The organism is Noviherbaspirillum pedocola, assembly GCF_016632335.1.
Taxonomy (GTDB): domain Bacteria; phylum Pseudomonadota; class Gammaproteobacteria; order Burkholderiales; family Burkholderiaceae_D; genus Noviherbaspirillum_A; species Noviherbaspirillum_A pedocola.
Map to the genome: position 1 here is coordinate 821,298 of NZ_JAEPBG010000001.1, position 18,436 is coordinate 839,733.

At 64.7% G+C, this 18,436-nt stretch carries 17 protein-coding genes; 8 read left to right on the top strand and 9 right to left on the bottom strand.

From position 1 onward, the window contains the following. Positions 1-3: 3 nt before the first annotated feature. The 4 genes from rsmA to JJB74_RS03730 are packed head-to-tail and all read right to left on the bottom strand — an operon-like array spanning position 4 to position 5,606. Positions 4-774 (bottom strand): 16S rRNA (adenine(1518)-N(6)/adenine(1519)-N(6))-dimethyltransferase RsmA, encoded by a 771-nt coding sequence (gene rsmA, locus JJB74_RS03715; protein WP_200590442.1) that lies wholly within the window; start codon positions 772-774, stop codon positions 4-6. Then, positions 771-1,832, bottom strand: coding sequence for a 4-hydroxythreonine-4-phosphate dehydrogenase PdxA (pdxA, locus tag JJB74_RS03720; RefSeq protein ID WP_200590443.1), 1,062 nt, complete (start codon positions 1,830-1,832; stop codon positions 771-773). The genes rsmA and pdxA overlap by 4 nt, the downstream gene beginning before the upstream one ends. Continuing rightward, the gene (locus JJB74_RS03725; protein ID WP_234483648.1) at positions 1,829-3,367 is read right to left on the bottom strand and encodes a peptidylprolyl isomerase; all 1,539 of its coding nucleotides are present in this window, start codon (positions 3,365-3,367) and stop codon (positions 1,829-1,831) included. Before JJB74_RS03725 ends, pdxA begins: the two co-directional genes overlap by 4 nt. A 40-nt stretch (positions 3,368-3,407) precedes the next feature. After that, positions 3,408-5,606 (bottom strand): LPS-assembly protein LptD, encoded by a 2,199-nt coding sequence (locus tag JJB74_RS03730; RefSeq protein WP_200590444.1) that lies wholly within the window; start codon positions 5,604-5,606, stop codon positions 3,408-3,410. A 127-nt stretch (positions 5,607-5,733) separates the two neighbouring features. On the opposite strand from JJB74_RS03730, the gene JJB74_RS03735 reads away from it, so the two are divergent. The 5 genes from JJB74_RS03735 to JJB74_RS03755 are packed head-to-tail and all read left to right on the top strand — an operon-like array spanning position 5,734 to position 10,929. Then, on the top strand, positions 5,734-6,759 hold the full coding sequence (locus JJB74_RS03735) for an aminoglycoside phosphotransferase family protein (RefSeq protein WP_200590445.1): 1,026 nt from the start codon (positions 5,734-5,736) through the stop codon (positions 6,757-6,759). An 8-nt stretch (positions 6,760-6,767) separates the two neighbouring features. Beyond that, a complete protein-coding gene (gene murU / locus JJB74_RS03740; RefSeq protein ID WP_200590446.1) occupies positions 6,768-7,487 on the top strand; it encodes an N-acetylmuramate alpha-1-phosphate uridylyltransferase MurU in 720 nt (239 codons plus the stop codon). Next, positions 7,484-8,818: a Xaa-Pro aminopeptidase gene (gene pepP, locus JJB74_RS03745; protein ID WP_200590447.1), complete on the top strand. Its 1,335-nt coding sequence runs from the start codon at positions 7,484-7,486 to the stop codon at positions 8,816-8,818. The genes murU and pepP overlap by 4 nt, the downstream gene beginning before the upstream one ends. Before the next feature lie 6 nt (positions 8,819-8,824). After that, entirely contained in the window at positions 8,825-9,979 is a 1,155-nt protein-coding gene (locus tag JJB74_RS03750; protein WP_325170081.1) for an FAD-dependent monooxygenase, read from the top strand. Next, positions 9,976-10,929 carry a Gfo/Idh/MocA family oxidoreductase gene (locus tag JJB74_RS03755; RefSeq protein ID WP_200590448.1) on the top strand — a complete coding sequence of 318 codons (954 nt, stop codon included), beginning with the start codon at positions 9,976-9,978 and terminating at the stop codon, positions 10,927-10,929. Before JJB74_RS03750 ends, JJB74_RS03755 begins: the two co-directional genes overlap by 4 nt. A 481-nt stretch (positions 10,930-11,410) precedes the next feature. Here JJB74_RS03755 and JJB74_RS03760 read toward each other — a convergent pair whose 3' ends face one another. Genes JJB74_RS03760 through JJB74_RS03770 form a run of 3 tightly spaced genes read right to left on the bottom strand, consistent with a single transcriptional unit; the run spans position 11,411 to position 14,340 of the window. Continuing rightward, positions 11,411-12,865 (bottom strand): NAD(P)(+) transhydrogenase (Re/Si-specific) subunit beta, encoded by a 1,455-nt coding sequence (locus tag JJB74_RS03760; RefSeq protein WP_200590449.1) that lies wholly within the window; start codon positions 12,863-12,865, stop codon positions 11,411-11,413. After that, positions 12,865-13,206 carry an NAD(P) transhydrogenase subunit alpha gene (locus JJB74_RS03765; RefSeq protein ID WP_200590450.1) on the bottom strand — a complete coding sequence of 114 codons (342 nt, stop codon included), beginning with the start codon at positions 13,204-13,206 and terminating at the stop codon, positions 12,865-12,867. Before JJB74_RS03765 ends, JJB74_RS03760 begins: the two co-directional genes overlap by 1 nt. A 12-nt stretch (positions 13,207-13,218) precedes the next feature. Beyond that, on the bottom strand, positions 13,219-14,340 hold the full coding sequence (locus JJB74_RS03770; protein ID WP_200590451.1) for a Re/Si-specific NAD(P)(+) transhydrogenase subunit alpha: 1,122 nt from the start codon (positions 14,338-14,340) through the stop codon (positions 13,219-13,221). A 223-nt stretch (positions 14,341-14,563) separates the two neighbouring features. Between JJB74_RS03770 and JJB74_RS03775 the strand changes: the two genes are divergently transcribed. The 3 genes from JJB74_RS03775 (at position 14,564) to JJB74_RS03785 (ending at position 16,769) form a co-directional block, all read left to right on the top strand. Further along, positions 14,564-15,049 (top strand): NUDIX hydrolase, encoded by a 486-nt coding sequence (locus tag JJB74_RS03775; protein WP_200590452.1) that lies wholly within the window; start codon positions 14,564-14,566, stop codon positions 15,047-15,049. Further along, entirely contained in the window at positions 15,042-16,154 is a 1,113-nt protein-coding gene (gene mnmA / locus JJB74_RS03780) for a tRNA 2-thiouridine(34) synthase MnmA (protein ID WP_200590453.1), read from the top strand. The genes JJB74_RS03775 and mnmA overlap by 8 nt, the downstream gene beginning before the upstream one ends. A gap of 399 nt (positions 16,155-16,553) precedes the next feature. Beyond that, positions 16,554-16,769, top strand: coding sequence for a (2Fe-2S)-binding protein (locus tag JJB74_RS03785; RefSeq protein WP_200590454.1), 216 nt, complete (start codon positions 16,554-16,556; stop codon positions 16,767-16,769). A gap of 5 nt (positions 16,770-16,774) precedes the next feature. Here JJB74_RS03785 and JJB74_RS03790 read toward each other — a convergent pair whose 3' ends face one another. Next, a complete protein-coding gene (locus JJB74_RS03790) occupies positions 16,775-17,743 on the bottom strand; it encodes a glycosyltransferase family 2 protein (protein WP_200590455.1) in 969 nt (322 codons plus the stop codon). 72 nt (positions 17,744-17,815) lie between these two features. Continuing rightward, a complete protein-coding gene (locus tag JJB74_RS03795) occupies positions 17,816-18,436 on the bottom strand; it encodes a contact-dependent growth inhibition system immunity protein (protein ID WP_200590456.1) in 621 nt (206 codons plus the stop codon).

Here is an 18,436-nt window from a genome sequence, read left to right on the forward strand (position 1 = left end):
GGCTCAGTCGCGCAGACGGTTCGCCAGCGCGACGTAGGCTTCCACCGCCACCGCCTCGGGCCTGGCCTGCGGATCGATGCCGGCATCGACCAGGTCCTGCTCCGCAAACATCCCGGCCAGGCAATTGCGGATCACCTTGCGCCGCTGCGAGAACGCCTTCTGCACCACGCGCTCGAGCTTGCCGGCATCGCAGTGCAGCGGAGCGGCCAGCGGGATCATGCGCACGATGGCCGAATCGACCTGCGGCGGCGGGTCGAACGCGGTCGGCGGCACCACGAACAGCAGCTCCATGTGGTAACGCCATTGCAGCATCACCGACAGCCGGCCATAGGTCTTGCTGCCCGGCTCGGCCACCATGCGCTCGACCACTTCCTTCTGCAGCATGAAATGCTGGTCGCGTACCCGTGGCGCGATGTCGGCGAGGTGAAACAGCAGCGGGCTGGAAATGTTGTAAGGCAGGTTGCCGACCACGCGCAGCTTGCCGCCTTCGGGCGCGAGCGAGGCGAAATCGAACTTCAGCGCGTCGCCGGCATGTATCGTCAGGCGCTGCGGATCGAAGCGCTTCTTCAGCCGCTCCACCAGGTCGCGGTCGAGTTCAACCACGTGCAGATGATCGAGCTGATCGAGCAGCAGCGCCGTCATCGCCGCCAGGCCGGGGCCGATCTCGACCATCGTGTCGCCGGGTCGCGGATCGATGGCGCGGATGATGTCGAACAGGACGGTGTCATCGGTCAGGAAGTTCTGGCCGAAGCGTTTTCTCGGGATGTGTTTCATTGTGTTGCGGTTTTTGTTGCGGCCATGCGCGCTGCGGCGCGGATCGCTTCGATCATGCTGCCATGGTCGGCCCGACCCAGGCCCTGCGCGGCGACGTCCAGCGCGGTGCCGTGGTCGACCGAGGTGCGAATGATGGGCAGGCCGAGCGTGATGTTGATGCCGCGGCCGAAGCTCGCGTGCTTCAACACCGGCAGGCCCTGGTCGTGGTACATGGCCAGCACCGCGTCGGCGTCTTTCAGGTACTTCTGCTGGAACAGGGTGTCGGCCGGATACGGCCCGGCGGCGTCGATGCCACGCGAGCGCGCCGCTTCCAGTGCCGGCGCGATCACCTCGATTTCCTCGCGGCCGAGATAACCGTTTTCGCCGGCATGGGGATTCAGGCCTGTGACCAGGATGCGCGGCGTAGCCATGCCGAACTTGCCGCGCAGATCGGCATGCAGGATGTCCAGCGTGCGCGACAGGCTGTCGAAGGTGATCGCCGCCGGCACGTCCTTCAATGGCAAATGCGTGGTGGCCAGCGCCACGCGCAGCGGCGGCGTCGTGGCCTCGGTGGCGAGCATCATCACCACTTGCGGCGTGCGGGTTTTCTCGGCCAGGTATTCGGTATGCCCGGTGAAGGGCACGCCGGCATCGTTGATCGTGCTTTTCTGCAGCGGCGCAGTGACGATGGCATCGAGCCAGCCGGCCATTGCGCCTTCAATCGCCACGTCCAGCGTCTGCAGCACCTGACGGCCATTGAGCGCGTTCGGCATGCCCGGCGTTACATGCGCGGCGAGCGGGCAATCGACGACGGCAATGCGATCCGCCGGAAAGCTCGGCAAACCATCGTTCCTGAGCGCGAACTGCGAGATGGCCACCAGGCGGATTGCCGGATCGATCTCGGCGGCGAGCATGGCAAGAAAGGCGGAATCGCCGATCAGCACGCTACGGACTTCCTCGCGCAATTCCCAGGCCGCGCGGATGGCGATCTCGGGGCCGATGCCGGCCGGCTCGCCGACGGTGATGCCCAGTGTCGGCTTCGGGTCGGCATGCAGTGCCGCATTGGCCACGTCTGTCATTGCCGGGCCGCGCCGGCCAGTCCGGCCAGTTCGTCGTTGCGGTATTCGACGTAGGTGCGGTCGCGCAATTGACGCAGCCAGTCTTCGGTGGCTTCATCGACCTTGCGCTCGCGCAGCGCCTGCTTGGCCAGCGTGCGCTGGCGCTCCCTGGACATGTCGTCGGTCTTGCGCTCGAGGACCTGGATCAGGTGGAAGCCGAAGGGCGACTCCACCGGATCGCTGATCTGCCCTGGCTGCAGCGCATTCATCGCCTTCTCGAATTCGGGCACGGTGTCGCCCGGATAAATCCAGCCCAGGTCGCCGCCTTTGGATGCCGAGCCATCGTTCGAATACAGCCGCGCCAGTTCTTCGAAAGTCGCGGCCTTATGGTCCAGGCGCTCCTTCAGCTCGACCAGCTTGCGCCGCGCCTCGTTGGCCGGCACTACCTGGTTCACCTTGATCAGGATATGGCGCACATGGGTCTCGGTGACGGCCGGCAGCGCGGCGCCATTCTTGCCGTTGCCGGCGGCGGCGCTGCGGCGTCCCACGAGCTTGAGGATATGGAAACCGTTGGCGCTCTTGACCACGCTGATCTCGCCATCCTGGCGCTGCGCCACGGCATCGACGAACAATTGCGGCAGGCGGTCCGGGCTGCGCCAGCCCATGTCGCCGCCGTTCAATGCGTCCGAGGCATCCGAATAGGTGGCGGCCACGCGCGCGAAATCGGCGCCGCCGCGCAATTGCTGCAGCGCTTCGTCGGCGCGCGCGCGGCGCTGGGCGATCTGCTCGGGCGTGGCGTTTTCCGGGATGCGCACCAGGATCTGCGCAATGTCCAGTTCAGGCTGCGCCGACATCGCGCCGCCGTTGGCCGCGAGGAAATTGTCGACTTCGGATTCGGTGATCTGCACCTTGTTCACCACTTCGCGCTCGCGCAGCCGCTGCATCATGATTTCGCCGCGGATGTCTTCGCGGAAGCGGTTGTAAGGCGTGCCGTCACGCTCGACCTTGTTGCGGAATTCCTGCAGCGACATGCTGTTCTGCTGCGCGATGCGGGCGATCGCGTTGTCGAGCAGATTATCGTCCACGCGTATGCCCTGCTCCTTGGCTTCCTGCATCTGGGCGCGGTCGACGATCATGCGCTCGAGCAGCTGCTTCTGGAATTCCGCGCGCGGCGGCAGGCTCACGCCCTGGCTCTTCAGGCGCGCCTCGACCAGCTGCATGCGCGATTCGAGTTCCTGCGCGGTGATGACTTCGTTGTTGACTACCGCGACGATCGCATCGACCGGCACCACGCGGCCGGCCTGCGCCGGCGCAGCCGACGGCCGGCTCTGCGCAGAAGTGGTCGCCGAAGTGGTGGATGCCGGCAATGCCGGAGAAGTTGGTGACGCCGTGGCGGGCGCGGTCGCGGCGGGCAGCGTGGGACTGCCTGCACCCGGCAGCTTGAAGGATTGCGGCCACGCCTGCGGCGCGGCGACAAGCGCGGCGATGAGCGCCGGCATCAGCCGGCTGGCACGCACTAAGCGTGAAGGGAAACGCGGGTTGTGTGGATTTCTCATGGCTAGCCTTGAATCGGAAAATGCGCCGCGCCGCATCGGATCATGGCAGCGGCGGCTGGTTCACCGGCGTGTAGCCGGGAACGTTGTTGCGCAACGCCGTCAACGGGTTGGAACCCAGGCGCGACAGGCCGTTGAGCTCCAGCTGGAAGAACAGCGAGGATGTGGCGACGTTGGTGGCGGTAGGTGTGCGCTGCGCCACAACGCGGAACACCCAGCAGTCGGCCTTGTACTCCAGTCCGAACAAGCTTTCGGAGACTTTCTTCTCGATCATTGAATAATTGACGCGTGCTACGCCGTACAGCCGCGCCGCCAGCGGCCACTGGGCCGATGCATCGACCAGGTCCAGCGCGGTGGCGACATCGCGGCGGCGCTGCAGATTCAGCACGCGCTGCGGCCCCGGCTGCCAGCGCACGCCGTAGGTTTCCGCATTGGTCTTGTGCAGGCTCTGGCTGTATTGCACTCCGGCATCGAACTGCAGCGTCGGCGTCACCTGACCGGAAACGGCGGCCAGAATATCAGATTTGTTTTCCGATGCAGCGGTACCGGTGGTTACCAGCTGCTGATTGAAATAGAAGCGCTGCCCCAACGCCAGGCGCAGCCGCTCGGTGCCATCCTCTTCCAGATAGCGCGACACCACCGCCGCGGTGAGCTGGTTGGCGTCGCTGATGCGGTCATAGCCGATGTAGCGGTTTTCGCTGAACAGCTGGGCGAAGCTGAAGTCGGACAGCGCGGTATCGAACAGCGGGATCTGGTTCTGGTTGCGGTACGGCGTGTAGACATAGAACAGGCGCGGCTCCAGCGTCTGCGTCGCCGGACGGCCGAGAAAGCTGGTATCGCGTTCGAACACCAGGCCACTGTCGACCGAGAGCGTCGGCAGCGTGCGCGTGATCGTGGTCGGCTGGCCGGGCGCGGTGTTCTGCAAATTGTAGCTGGCGGCGTTGAGCGAGACGCTGGGCCGGATGAAATAGCCGGGCGCGATGATCGGGTAGGAAATCCGCGGATTGACCACCATCCGGTCGCCTTCGACCAGTTGGTCCTGAGAGAAGCGGGTGTAGTCCGTGACCATGCTGACATCGAAGCCGCCATAGTCGGCGCGATTGCCTGTGACCGTGATCTGCGGCAGCCGCGAATAGGGCTTGGTGATCGGCGCGGCCGGATCCTGCAGCACCTGGTAGCTCGTGGTGCGCGCCACCGCCGTCCAGTACGGGCGCGCGTAGGTCAGATTCAGGTCACGCGGCAACAGGCGCAGGCTGCTGTTGGTGATGCTGCTCTGGAAATCGTTCGGATAGTTGTCGTCCGATGCGCCATTCAGATTCGCGCCGAACGTCAGCCCGGGCGCCAGCTTCTGCGCATGGGTAATGCTGTACGCATAGCGGTTGGTGCCGGTGATCCGGTCGCTCGGCAGGTCTTCCGCCCGGATCTGGCCGGAATAGTCTTCGCCGAGATAGCGTGCCTGGGCGCCGAGCTGCACGCCGCGCCGGCTGATGATGCGCGGAAACAGCGTCAGGTCGCGATTCGGCGCGATGTTCAGGTAATACGGCGTGGAAACCTCGATGCCGCCCTTGCTGGTGGTACCGATCGCCGGCGGCAGGAAACCCGACTTGCGCTGGTCGGACAGCGGAAAGGTGATGAAAGGCGTGCCCAGGATAGGCACGCCCTTGAAATACACGATGGAGCGCGATGCGGTGCCGATGTCGCGGCTGCTGTCGAGATTCATCGTGCCGGATTGCAGATACCAGTCCGGGTCCGGGCCTTCGCAGGTGCTGTAGGTGCCGTTCTGCACCACCGCTTCTTCGCGCGAGGCAAAATCGATGCGGCCTGCCTTGCCCTGCGCATTACGGGCGCGCGGCCCGAGATTGTAGGTCGGGTTGTTGATATAGCCTTCGCCGGTATCGAGCTTGATGTCGAGGTCGGTGCCGGAATAGCGCTCGTTGTAGCGCCGCATCTTCACATTGCCTTCCGCCTTCACGCGGTCATCGACGATGTCATAGGTCGCATGGTCGGCGTTGAGCGTCATCGGGCCGCGCGTGACTTCGGCGTCGCGGTCGAGCGTGACTTCGCGGTCCGGGCGACCGGTGATGCGTTCGGCGCCGACCTGGGTCGGGGCGTTCGGATCTTCCGGCGCGCGTGCCGCCTCGGTCTGCGCCATGGACAGCGTCGGAATGGAGACAGCGGTAACGGCTACCGTCAGCGCGCGAACCAGGCTTCTTGAGGAATGAGGGCGTTGGCGGCGAGTCATGCAGTAGGGAAATTTGGTCGGGGAAGAAGACGGATTTTTCGGGATGAATCCCTTATTATATGGGAACTCCGCGGCCCTACCTCCGCAGCAAGACCCAATCCTTTCCGATCCCACATCCCTGTTGCACATGCCCGAGCACAATCTTTCCGACGAGCGCCAGAACCTGATCCGCGCCTGGCTGGCCGCGCTTTCCGCGCCCGCCCTGCTTCCCGACACCCTGCGCGCCGCCTCCTCGGACGCGAGCTTTCGCCGCTATTTCCGCGTCGACGCCGCCGACGGCGCCAGCTACATCGTGATGGACGCGCCGCCGCCGCAGGAAGACGTGCGGCCGTTCATCCATGTCGCCGAAGTCTTCGGCGGTGCCGGCGTGTCGGTGCCGAAAGTGCTGGCCGAAGACCGCGAGCGCGGCTTCCTGCTGCTGAGCGACCTCGGCAATACCACCTATCTGCATCAGCTCAATGCCGACACCGCGCACAAGCTCTACATCGATGCGATCGATGCGCTGGTCGTGCTGCAGGCGCAGAGCCAGCCCGATGTATTGCCCGAATACGACCGCGCGCTGCTGCTGCGCGAGCTGAATCTGTTTCCGGAGTGGTATGTCGCGAAGCACCGCGGCGCGACGCTGAACGAGACGCAGACGGCGCAGCTGAACAAGGTGTTCGACACGCTGCTGGCCAACAACCTGGCGCAGGCGCAGGTCTATGTGCACCGCGACTATCATTCGCGCAACCTGATGGTGCTGCCGCGCGGCAATCCCGGCATTCTGGATTTTCAGGACGCGGTCTACGGCCCGATCACCTACGACCTGGTCTCGCTGCTGCGCGACGCCTACATCCAGTGGGACGAGGAGCAGGTGCTGGACTGGGCGATCCGCTATTGGGAAAAGGCGCGCCGCGCCGGCCTGCCGGTGCCGCCGGACGTCGACAGTTTCTACCGCGACTTCGAATTCATGGGCCTGCAGCGCCACCTGAAGGTGCTCGGCATCTTCGCGCGGCTGTATCACCGCGACGGCAAGGCCGCCTATCTCGACGACATCCCGCTGGTGATGGAATACACCCGCAAGACCGCGGGCCGCTACCGCGAACTGGCGCCGCTGATCCGTATCCTGGATGCGATCGAAGGCACGGAATCCGGCGTCGGCTTTACCTTCTGATGGCACCCATGAAAGCCATGCTGCTTGCCGCCGGACGCGGCGAAAGAATGCGCCCGCTGACCGACACCTGCCCGAAGCCGCTGCTGAAGGTGCGCGGCCGGCCCCTGATCGTCTGGCATGTGCTGAACCTGGTGCGCGCCGGCATCACCGAGATCGTCATCAACCATGCGCACCTGGGCGGCATGATCGAAGAAGCGCTCGGCGACGGCAGCCGCTACGGCGCCTCCATCGTCTACTCGGCGGAAGGCACGGCGCTGGAAACCGCGGGCGGCATCGCGAAAGCGCGCCATCTGCTCGGCGAGGAGCCCTTCATCGCCATCGCTGCCGACATCTGGTGCCCGCATTTCGATTTCGCCGCTGCGACCGAGACGCTGCCGGACAACGACGTCTGGGGCAATCCGCTGCCGCTCGATGCACGCGACGTCGCCTGGCTGTACCTGGTGAAGAACCCGACGCACAACCCGGGTGGCGACTTCGCGCTGCACAGCTTTTCCATCGCCAACGAGGGTGAGGACAAGCACACCTTCTCCGGCATCGGCGTGTACCGGCCGCAGATGTTCGACGCAATCACACCCGGTGAAGCCGCCAAGCTCGCACCGCTGCTGCGCGAATATGCCGCGCGCGGCCAGGTCGGCGGCGAAGTCTGGCGCGGCGACTGGCTCGACGTCGGCACGCCGGAACGACTGGCACAATTGAACGCTCCCTACGACAAAGGAAACCGCCCATGACTCCGTATTCCACCCGGCGTGCCAAGCTCCTGGACCAGATGCGCGCCCAGGGCGGCGGCGTGGCCGTCATCCCGACCGCGCCCGAAGCCCAGCGCAACAACGACGCCGACTATCCGTACCGCCACGACAGCTATTTCTATTACCTGTCCGGCTTCACCGAGCCGGAAGCGGTGCTGGTGCTGATCGCGAATGGCCAGGGCAATCAGGCTATCTTGTTCTGCCGTGAAAAGAATCTGGAACGCGAAATCTGGGACGGCTACCGCTATGGCCCCGAAGCCGCGCGCGAGACCTTCGGCTTCGATGCCGCCCATGCGATCGAAGCGCTCGATACCGAATTGCCGAAGCTCATGGCCAACGCTCCTGCACTGTTCTATGCGCTGGGCGCAAGCGAAAAGTTCGATGCGCAGATGCGGCAATGGCTGGCTGCGGTGCGCATGCAGGCACGCGCCGGCGTGGTCGCGCCGGCCTCGGCGCATGACGTGCGCCGCCTGCTGGATGAAATGCGGCTGATCAAGGACGCCGACGAGATCGCCATCATGCAGCGCGCCGCCGACATCTCGGCCGAAGCCCATGCGCGCGCAATGCGCATGACCAAACCCGGCATGCGCGAATACCAGATCGAGGCCGAACTGCTGCATGAATTCCGCCGCAACGGCTCGCAATTTCCGGCCTACACCTCGATCGTCGCCGCCGGCCCGAACGCCTGCGTGCTGCACTACCGCGCCGGCGATGCGGTGATGAACGACGGCGACCTGGTGCTGATCGACGCCGGCTGCGAGCTGGACGGCTACGCCTCCGACATCACCCGCACCTACCCGGCCAATGGCGTGTTCTCGGGGCCGCAGAAGGCCTTGTATGAAATCGTGCTGGCCTCGCAGGAAGCGGCGATCGCCGCCACCGGCCCGGGACGCCGCTTCACCGACGGCCATGATGCCGCGGTGCGGGTGCTGGCCCAGGGCATGCTCGACACCGGCCTGTTGAACCGCGACCGTGTCGGCACGCTCGATGACGTGATTGCCAACGGCGACTACCGCCAGTTCTACATGCACCGCACTGGCCATTGGCTGGGCATGGACGTGCATGACGTCGGCCAGTACCGCGACGAGGACGCCGACGGCATCGAGCAACCCTGGCGCGTGCTGCAGCCCGGCATGGTGCTGACGGTCGAACCGGGCATTTATGTGCGCCCGGCCGAAGGCGTGCCCGAGCAGTACTGGAACATCGGCATCCGCATCGAGGACGATGCGGTGATCACGCCGGACGGCTGCGACATCATCACGCGCAATGCGCCCAAGCGCATCGCCGACATCGAAGCCCTGATGCGGTCCTGAAGCGGCGTGGCTGACATCGACCATCACATCGACTACGACATCGCCATCGGCGGCGCCGGCCCCGTGGGCCTGGCGCTGGCGGCGCTGCTGGTCAAGCGCGGCATGGCGGCGTCGCGCATCGCCCTGATCGATGCGCGCGAGCTGGCAAAGGCGGCGATGGATCCGCGCTCGCTGGCGCTGTCCTGGGGCAGCCGCCAGATCCTCGAGGACATCGGCGCCTGGCCGAAGGAAACGCATCCGATACAGGAAATTCATGTGTCGCGCCGCGGTCATTTCGGCCGCACGCTCATCGAAAGCCGCGATGCCGGCGTGCCGGCGCTCGGCTATGTCAGCCGCTACGGCGCGGTGGTGACGGCGCTGGCCGCGGCCGGCGAACGCGTCGGGGTGCGCGCGCTGCGGCCGGTGCAGATTGCCGCCGCCGACGAGCGGACGGACCGCGTCGTACTCACGCTCGCCGACAAGCGCGAAGTGCACGCGCGCCTGTTCGTGCAGGCCGAGGGCGGACTGTATGCCGAGCGCTCCGGCAAGCCGATTTCGCGCGACTACAACCAGAGCGCGGTGATCTGCCATGTCACCGTGTCCGAGCGCCAGCCGCAGCGCGCCTTCGAGCGCTTCACTGACGAAGGTCCGCTCGCGCTGTTGCCGCAGGACGATGGCTATGCGCTGGTCTGGTGCCTGCGGCCGGCGCGCGCGCAACTGGTCGCCGCGCTGCCCGAGTCGGGCTTCCTGGCGCAGCTGCAGGCGGCCTTCGGCCAGCGCCTGGGCCGCTTTCTGAGCGCCTCGCCGCGCCTGACCTATCCGCTCGGCCTGAATGCCGGCAGCCGATCCAGCGCACGCACCGTTGCCATTGGCAATGCGGCGCAGACGCTGCATCCGGTCGCGGGCCAGGGCTTGAATCTCGGCCTGCGCGACGCGGCGGTGCTGGCGCGCATGCTGGCGCGCGAACCCGAGCCGGCGACGCTGACGCGCTTTACCGCCGCGCGCCGCCCCGACCGCGGCCTCACCATCGGCATCACCGATGCGATGGCGCGCCTGTTCGCCGACACGTCCGGGGGCGCCGGACAAAGCCTGCTCGGCATGTCGCTGGGCTTGCTCGATGCGGTCGCGCCGGCGCGGCGATTGTTCGCCGAACAAATGATGTTCGGCCGGCGCGCATCATGATTCGCCTTGCCATCGCCGGCATCGGCGCAATCGGCCTGCGCCATCTCGCGGCCTTCGCGGCAATGCGCGATGCCGAGGTGGTCTGCCTGATCGATCCGGAATGCGAGCGCGCGCGCCAGGCGGCGCTGCGCTTCGGCATTGTCGATGTCTGCACCGAGCTTGATAAAGCACTCAAGCGGCGCGACATCGATGCGGTGGTGCTGTGCACGCCGACGCCGCTGCATGCCGCGCAGGCCGCAGCCGTTCTCCGCGCCGGCAAGCATGTGCTGATCGAAATCCCGATGGCCGACAAGCTTGCCGATGCCGACATGCTGGTGCGCCTGCAACGCGAAACCGGCCTGGTGGCGATGGTTTGCCATACCCGACGCTTCAACCATGGCCATCAATGGATGCATCAGCGGCTGCGCGGCGGAAAGGCGAAGTTGCAGCATCTGGTTGCGCAGACCTGGTTCCTGCGTCGCTCGAATCTGAATGCGCTCGGCCAGCAGCGCAACTGGGCCGATCACCTGCTCTGGCACCATGCCTGTCATACCGTGGACCTGTTCCACCACCAGACCGGCCAGCCGCCGCTACGGGTGCATGCGATGCAGGGACCGCCGCATCCCAAGCTCGGCATTGCGATGGACATGTCGGTGCAACTGGCCTCGCCGCGCGGTGTGCTATGTACGCTAGCGCTGTCGTTCAACAACGATGGGCCTTTCGGCAGCGCCTTCCGTTACCTGTGCGACGACGGCACCTGGGTCGCGCGCGAGGATGCGCTGGTGGACGGCCATGACAATGCGGTCGACCTTTCCGGCATGGAGGAAAGCGGCAACGGCATCGCGCTGCAGGACCGGGAATTCATCGCGGCGATCAGTGAACGGCGCGAAGCCGTGACCAGCGTAGCGCAGGTGATGCCGGCCTATCTGACGCTGGAGCGACTGCGGGAAAGCCTGGCCCGCACGCATTGAGCGCCCCGTGCGCATGAGGACATGCCACGGGCAACGACTACTATGGGCGCGGAAGCGCGGCGGCGCGGCCATGGATGAATGAACCCGCCGCGAGATTGCATGGATAACTGATGAAACAGGCTTTGCTGACTTCCCTGACGTTTGCGCTTTTGCTGTCCGCTTGCGACGTAGTTCCGGTCGTGCCGGTGACACGTGAAGCGCATCACGAAAATTTCTGCCCGCCAGGGCAGGCCAAGAAAGGCAATTGCGCGCCAGCGTCCCAGGACCGCGGCTTTTGTCCGCCGGGACAGGCGAAGAAGGGGAACTGCTGAAACTGCCGCACGCTGACCATGTTTGCGGGTTGGGCTGATGCAGGAAGCCCAACCTGCTTGCGGGCCGCGAGTGTCTCGTGTTGGCTCGTAGGTTGGGCTGACGCAGGAAGCCCAACAAGCTCGCGGGCCGCAGACGCCTGATGTTGGGCTTGGCAGCCCAACCTACGCATTCACTCCACGGCCTTGACCATATCCTCGATGACCTTCTTCGCATCACCGAAGACCATCATGGTCTTGTCCATGTAGAACAGCTCATTGTCCAGGCCCGCGTAGCCCGATGCCATCGAGCGCTTGTTCACGATCACCGTCTTGGCCTTGTACGCTTCCAGGATCGGCATGCCCGCGATCGGCGACTTCGGATCCTTCGCCGCCGGGTTCACCACGTCGTTCGCGCCCAAGACCAGCACCACGTCGGCCTGGCCGAACTCGCTGTTGATGTCTTCCATCTCGAACACCTGGTCATACGGCACCTCGGCTTCGGCCAGCAGCACGTTCATGTGCCCCGGCATGCGGCCCGCCACCGGGTGGATCGCATACTTCACCGTCACGCCCGCATGGGTCAGCTTCTCGGTCAGCTCCTTCAGCGCATGCTGCGCCCGCGCCACCGCCAGACCGTAGCCCGGCACGATGATCACCGTCTCCGCATTCGTCATCAGGAAGGCCGCGTCATCAGCCGAGCCCGACTTCACATTGCGCTGCGCCTGCGCGCCGCCCGCTGCCGCACCCGCTGCCGCGTCGCCGCCGAAGCCGCCCAGAATCACGTTGAAGAACGAGCGGTTCATCGCCTTGCACATGATGTACGACAGGATCGCGCCTGAGGAACCGACCAGCGAGCCGGCGATGATCAGCATCGAGTTGTTCAGCGAGAAGCCAATGCCCGCCGCCGCCCAGCCGGAATACGAGTTCAGCATCGACACCACCACCGGCATGTCCGCGCCGCCGATCGGGATGATGATCAGCACGCCCAGCACGAACGCGATCACCGTCATCAGCACGAACGGCAGCCAGGCTTGCGTGAGCACGAAGATGATGCCAAAGCCGATCATCAATACCGCCAGCGCCAGGTTCACGAAGTGCTGGCCCTTGAACACCACCGGCGCACCCTGGAACAGGCGGAACTTGTACTTGCCGGCCAGCTTGCCGAAGGCAATCACGGAACCGGAGAAGGTGATCGCGCCGACGAAGGTGCCGATGAACAGCTCGATGCGGTTGCCGGTCGGAATCGGCGTGCCATGCGCGGCAATGCTGAAGGCCCACGGCTCGGACACCGCGGCCACCGCGATGCATACCGCCGCCAGACCGATGAGCGAATGCATCGCCGCCACCAGTTCCGGCATCTTCGTCATTTCCACGCGCTTGGCCAGTGTCGCGCCGATCGCGCCGCCTACCACCACGCCCAGCACCACCAGGCCCAGGCCCAGGCCGCTGCTGTTCATCTCGGCCTGCAGCTTGACGATCAAGAGGATCGTGGTCAGCACGGCAATGGTCATGCCGCTCATGCCGAAGGTGTTGCCGCGCCGCGCCGTCGAGGGATGCGACAGGCCCTTCAGCGCCTGGATGAAGCACACCGATGCGATCAGGTACAGCATCGTCACCAGGTTCATCGATACGAATGCCAGATTCATTATTTCGCTCCTTCGCCTGCCAGCTTGCCGGCTTCAGCCGGCTTGGCTACCTTCGGCTCTTTCTTGCGGAACATCTCGAGCATGCGCTGCGTGACCAGGAAGCCGCCGAAGACATTGACCGCAGCCAGCGCCACGGCCAGCACGCCCATGACGCGGCCCAGCGTGCCTTCGGTCAGACCGGCGGCCAGCATGGCGCCGACGATGATGATGGCGGAGATCGCATTGGTGACGGCCATCAGCGGCGTATGCAGCGCCGGGGTGACGGTCCAGACCACGTGGTAGCCGACATAGATGGCCAGCACGAAGATGATGAGGTTGATGATGGTATGACTGACTTCCATGATGCGTCTCCTTTATCCGTTCTTGCGCACGATCTCGCCGCCCTGGCACATCAGGGTGGCGGCGATGATCTCGTCGTTGCGGTCGATGACGAGCTGGGCTTCCTTGTCGATGACGAGCTTCAGGAAGTCCAGCACGTTGCGTGCATACAGGGCCGAGGCGTCGGCCGGCACCAGCGTGGCCAGGTTCGGCAGGCCGATGAGGTGCACGCCGTACTTGGTGACGATCTTGCCAAGCTCGGACAGCGGGCAATTGCCGCCCTGCTCCACGGCCATGTCGACGATGACCGAGCCGGGCTTCATGGCCTTGACGGTCTCTTCATTGATCAGCACTGGCGCCTTGCGGCCCGGGATCAACGCCGTGGTGATGACGATGTCGGCCTGCTTGGCGCGCTCGTGCACCAGCGCTGCCTGGCGCGCCATCCATGCGGCCGGCATCGGCCGGGCATAGCCGCCGGTGCCCTGGGCGATTTCGCGTTCCTCATCGGTTTCATACGGCACGTCGATGAACTTGGCGCCGAGCGACTCGACCTGTTCCTTGACCGGCGGACGCACGTCGGAGGCTTCGATGACCGCGCCCAGGCGCTTGGCGGTGGCGATGGCCTGCAGGCCGGCCACGCCGACGCCCATGATCAGCACACGCGCTGCCTTGACGGTGCCGGCGGCGGTCATGAGCATGGGCATGAAGCGGCCATACGTGTTGGCGGCGAGGAGGACGGCCTTGTAACCGGCGATGTTGGCTTGCGAGGAGAGCACGTCCAGGCTTTGCGCGCGGGTGATGCGCGGGGCGGCTTCGAGGGCGAAGGCGGTGATGCCGGCGGAGGCCATGGTGGCGATGTTTTCGGCATCGAAGGGATTGAGCATGCCGACCAGCACGGCGCCGCGTTGCATCTGCGGCAGCTCTTCGGGGTTGGGTGCGCGCACCTTGAGCACGAGCTCTGCGCCCAATGCTTCAGCGGCGCTGACTATGCGGGCGCCGACGGCAGCATAAGCCTCGTCGGTGATCGAAGACGCCACGCCGGCGCCGGATTGCACGATGACATCGTGCTTGGCCGACACCAGCTTCTTGACCGTTTCGGGTGTTGCGGCTACGCGGGTTTCCCCGGCACGGGTTTCCGCCGGTATGCCTATCCTCATTGCCATCTCCAGATGAAAAAATCCGGGCACGATCTTACACGGCTTTTTTAAAAAAGTTACAAGACTCATCCGGCGCTTTTCCTTCGCAAAGCGCAAGAGCACGCAATGTCTTTTCTGCTACGGCGACCGTTTCCACGCAGAGGCCCAGCCATTTCCTTTGCCATATGTCTGGGCAGCTATTGACCGCACCACGGTAAAATGCCGGATTCTTTCGAGGAAGCCTATGAGTGAAGTTTGGAAACCCTCGGTTACGGTGGCAGCGGTCATCGAGCGCAACGGAAAGTTTTTGATGGTGGAAGAAGAGACCAGCGACGGCGTGCGCCTGAATCAGCCCGCCGGCCATCTCGACCCGAACGAATCGCTGGAGCAGGCGGTTCAACGCGAAACCATGGAAGAAGCTGCGCACGATTTCACCGCGACCGAACTGATCGGCATTTACATGGCGCGCTATCTGTCTTCGCGCACCGGCCAGGAAGTGACGTATCTGCGATTCGCGTTCGCCGGCAAGGTCGGCGCGCGCTACGACACGCCGCTGGACGTTGGCATTTTGCGCGCGGTATGGATGGACTATCCGGAACTGCTGGCCAGCCGCGAACGCCATCGCAGCGAACTGGTGTTGCGCAGCGTTGATGATTACCTTGCCGGCAAGCGCGCGCCGCTGTCGCTGCTCTATACCCATGCCAGCGTGCTTGGAGAGTTGCATGCGTAAGAAGGTGGTCATCGGCATGTCCGGCGGCGTTGATTCGTCGGTGGCCGCGTGGATGCTGAAGGAGCAGGGTTACGACGTTGTCGGCCTGTTCATGAAGAACTGGGAAGACGACGACGATTCCGAATACTGCTCGACGCGCGAGGACTGGATCGACGCGGTCAGCGTAGCCGATGTGATCGGCGTGGACATCGAGGCGGTGAATTTTGCCGCCGAGTACAAGGACCGGGTCTTCGCCGAATTTCTGCGCGAATACCAGGCCGGGCGCACGCCGAACCCGGATGTGCTGTGCAATGCCGAAATCAAGTTCAAGGCCTTCCTCGACCATGCGATGAAGCTCGGCGCGGATCTGATTGCCACCGGCCACTATGCGCGGGTGCGCCAGGCCGCCGATGGCCGGCACCAGTTGCTCAAGGCGGTCGACGCCAGCAAGGACCAGAGTTATTTCCTGCACCGGCTGAACCAGGCGCAGTTGTCGAAGACACTGTTTCCGCTGGGCGAAATCCACAAGACCGAGGTGCGCCGCATCGCCGAGCAACTTGGGCTGCCGAATGCGCGCAAGAAGGATTCGACCGGCATTTGCTTCATCGGCGAACGTCCGTTCCGGGATTTCCTGAACCGCTATCTGTCATTCAAGCCGGGCCCGATGAAGACGCCGGACGGCAAGACCGTCGGCGAGCATGTCGGCCTGAGCTTTTACACGCTGGGTCAGCGCAAGGGCATCGGCCTGGGCGGCATAAAATCCAACCGCAACGACGACGGCAGCCACGATGCCTGGTATGTCGCGCGCAAGGACGTGGAAAGCAACACGCTGTATGTGGTGCAGGGTCACGACCATCCGTGGCTGCTGTCCGGCACATTGCAGGCCGGCCAGGCGAGCTGGATCGCAGGCGAGGCGCCCGAGGCAGGCATGCTGTCGGCCAAGACCCGTTACCGCCAGGCCGACGTGTCCTGCCGTCGTCTCGAAGATGTAGATGCCGACTTCGCGCTTGCCTTCGACCAGCCGCAATGGGCAGTCACCCCCGGCCAGTCGGCCGTGCTGTACCAGGGCGAGGTTTGCCTCGGCGGCGGCATCATCAGCAGCGCCGAAGCCCTGTCGCTGGTTTGACTCCGCGGCGCGGCGCCGACTGCGCCCGCCGCTCATCTTCCCTCCCTGACGCCGTCCGCGCCCACACATTCGCCCCGCTCGCTGTCGTCTCCGCCAGTCTTGCCTTCCCGATTTAACACTGACACACGCCCTCCACCGGCTGGGACAAGCCTGCGCCGTCGCTTTCTGAGCGCATTCCTGCCAAATGCAAATTAATTCTTGCCAGCGGACGAATCATCGGGAATAATCTTAATGCGAATTGTTCGCATTTGCATTTTGACAGGAAGCGGAGCTGAACACGGATGGCTTGTATGGTCGTTCAACAGCGCCTGAATTCGGAAACGCCATCCGCATTGCTTCCTGTCTAGCGTAAGCATCTTCTTTCCGCCGTCCAACCGGCCGCCATCGCAAGGAATATCGATGATCGTCTGCGTCTGTCACAACATTTCCGACCGCAAGATCCGCCAGGCGGTGGATGCTGGCATGGACACCATGCCGCAATTGCGCGAGAACCTCGCGCTGGGCACCTGTTGCGGAAAATGCCATTTCAGCGCGAAACAGGTGTTGAAAAAGTGCGTGTCTGACAAGGAAAAGGCGCAGCCGGTGCTGTTCCGGGTCGATGCGCTGGCTGCATAGACAAGTCAGCCTCGGTCCAGCATTGCGCGTCCGGCGCAGGCCAGCAACAGGAGCAATGATTTGGTGCGCCTGTGACCATGGCGCAGGCATAGCAGGAAGGATGCGGCGCCGATGCGCGCATCGCCATGCCTGTAATGCGCATAGCCATGATTGAACGCACTGCCTGCAAGCCGCTTTTCGATCGCCGCCGACCCACCCGACGCGCCGCCGCCCCAAGTTTCCAGAGCCCGCTTCAACACCAGATATTCGTAGTTGATCGCCCGCGCGCTGCGCGTAAGGCTTGCCGGATGCTGTCGATACAGCGCGGTGGGCTCGTCGATGCCGAGCATGGTCAGCCGGCGCGACAGGCGCAGCCATAGCTCGTAGTCCTCGCCCAGCTGCAGCGATTCATCGAAGCCGCCCGCCTCGATCAGCACTTCTCGTTCCACCATCACCGTCGATGTCCACACGATGCAATCCAACAGCAGCGCGTCATAAGTATCGCCGGTAAGCAGCACGCAATCGGATACATGGGCCGCGCCATCTTCACCGAACATGCGCTCGGCGCTGGGATAGCCGCCATCCGCATCCGGTCGCCAGACAATGAAGCGGCTATATGACATTGCATGTCCGCTGCGCCGCATTGCTGCAAGCTGCAGGCAGATCTTGTCTGGTCGCCACACATCGTCGCCATCAAGAAAGGCGACATAGCGGCCCTGGGCATGCGCTATCCCGGCGTTGCGCGCCGCTGCGCAGCCGCGGTTCTCCTGTGACAGCAGGCGGATTTGTTTGCCATAGGAAGCCAGCACTGCGCCGGTGCCATCGGTGGAGCCGTCGTCGATGACAATGACTTCAAGCGCCGGATAATCTTGCGCCAATACGCTGTCAATCGCTTCGCGGATATAGGCGGCGCAGTTGTAGGCCGGGATGATGACTGACACCAGCGGCTGTTCCTCGCCGACGACGTCGTGCCTGTTCTGGGTGCTTACCGGCATAGCCTCGTGCCTGGGTTTCGGGAAAGGGCGCGGCCACATCCGACCATGCTTCCGTCGACCGCGACGCGCATCTTAACCCGCACGCACGCGCATCCCATAGTCATCGATGCAACGCGCGAACCCTTGCCGCAGCGCCGCGCCAAGTTCGCCATTGCCGCTTTCGGGCGACAGCGTCAGCGCACTTTCCTGCGGCAGGCAAGTCCAGCCCTCGATGCGCTCGTGCCGGCTCGGCACGATGAGCATGCCGTCTTCGCGCTGCAGGATCAGGCAGCACTGCATGTGCAGCAGAAAGCTGCGTATCGTGCGGCAGCCATGGCGATCCATGAGTGCCGTCAGCCAGCGCAGATAGCGGATGCGGCGTTCGCGCCGGCTGAGCATGGCCATCGGAAGCTGCCGCGGCGCCTCGGCGCGCAGCCGGCTGTGGAGCAGCGCTGCCCTGATCGCCGCGCCGAGCCGACCGTCCGGGCCGTTGATATCCGGATGCAGCATGCGCGCCCGTCCGAGCAGCCAGGGGTCGATGCCGGCCGGCCGGCTGAACACGCACAGCATCCGGCCATTGCTCCATGCCGCTGCGTGCGCCTGCGCCGGCATCGGCCGCACCCAAGTACAGCCGGGCTCATGCGCGGCCCACGTTTGCGCTTCTTCGTTCGCGGCGAACCAGTCGCCGGCTTCGCCCCACAGTTGGCTATCCAT

Excerpts from the sequence above, each read along its gene's own strand:
- rsmA (WP_200590442.1), bottom strand. The coding sequence starts at position 774 with ATGAAACACATCCCGAGAAAACGCTTCGGCCAGAACTTCCTGACCGAT.
- pdxA (WP_200590443.1), bottom strand. The coding sequence starts at position 1,832 with ATGACAGACGTGGCCAATGCGGCACTGCATGCCGACCCGAAGCCGACA.
- JJB74_RS03725 (WP_234483648.1), bottom strand. The coding sequence starts at position 3,367 with ATGAGAAATCCACACAACCCGCGTTTCCCTTCACGCTTAGTGCGTGCC.
- JJB74_RS03730 (WP_200590444.1), bottom strand. The coding sequence starts at position 5,606 with ATGACTCGCCGCCAACGCCCTCATTCCTCAAGAAGCCTGGTTCGCGCG.
- JJB74_RS03735 (WP_200590445.1), top strand. The coding sequence starts at position 5,734 with ATGCCCGAGCACAATCTTTCCGACGAGCGCCAGAACCTGATCCGCGCC.
- murU (WP_200590446.1), top strand. The coding sequence starts at position 6,768 with ATGAAAGCCATGCTGCTTGCCGCCGGACGCGGCGAAAGAATGCGCCCG.
- pepP (WP_200590447.1), top strand. The coding sequence starts at position 7,484 with ATGACTCCGTATTCCACCCGGCGTGCCAAGCTCCTGGACCAGATGCGC.
- JJB74_RS03755 (WP_200590448.1), top strand. The coding sequence starts at position 9,976 with ATGATTCGCCTTGCCATCGCCGGCATCGGCGCAATCGGCCTGCGCCAT.
- JJB74_RS03760 (WP_200590449.1), bottom strand. The coding sequence starts at position 12,865 with ATGAATCTGGCATTCGTATCGATGAACCTGGTGACGATGCTGTACCTG.
- JJB74_RS03765 (WP_200590450.1), bottom strand. The coding sequence starts at position 13,206 with ATGGAAGTCAGTCATACCATCATCAACCTCATCATCTTCGTGCTGGCC.
- JJB74_RS03770 (WP_200590451.1), bottom strand. The coding sequence starts at position 14,340 with ATGAGGATAGGCATACCGGCGGAAACCCGTGCCGGGGAAACCCGCGTA.
- JJB74_RS03775 (WP_200590452.1), top strand. The coding sequence starts at position 14,564 with ATGAGTGAAGTTTGGAAACCCTCGGTTACGGTGGCAGCGGTCATCGAG.
- mnmA (WP_200590453.1), top strand. The coding sequence starts at position 15,042 with ATGCGTAAGAAGGTGGTCATCGGCATGTCCGGCGGCGTTGATTCGTCG.
- JJB74_RS03785 (WP_200590454.1), top strand. The coding sequence starts at position 16,554 with ATGATCGTCTGCGTCTGTCACAACATTTCCGACCGCAAGATCCGCCAG.
- JJB74_RS03790 (WP_200590455.1), bottom strand. The coding sequence starts at position 17,743 with ATGCCGGTAAGCACCCAGAACAGGCACGACGTCGTCGGCGAGGAACAG.
- JJB74_RS03795 (WP_200590456.1), bottom strand. The coding sequence starts at position 18,436 with ATGGATAGCCAACTGTGGGGCGAAGCCGGCGACTGGTTCGCCGCGAAC.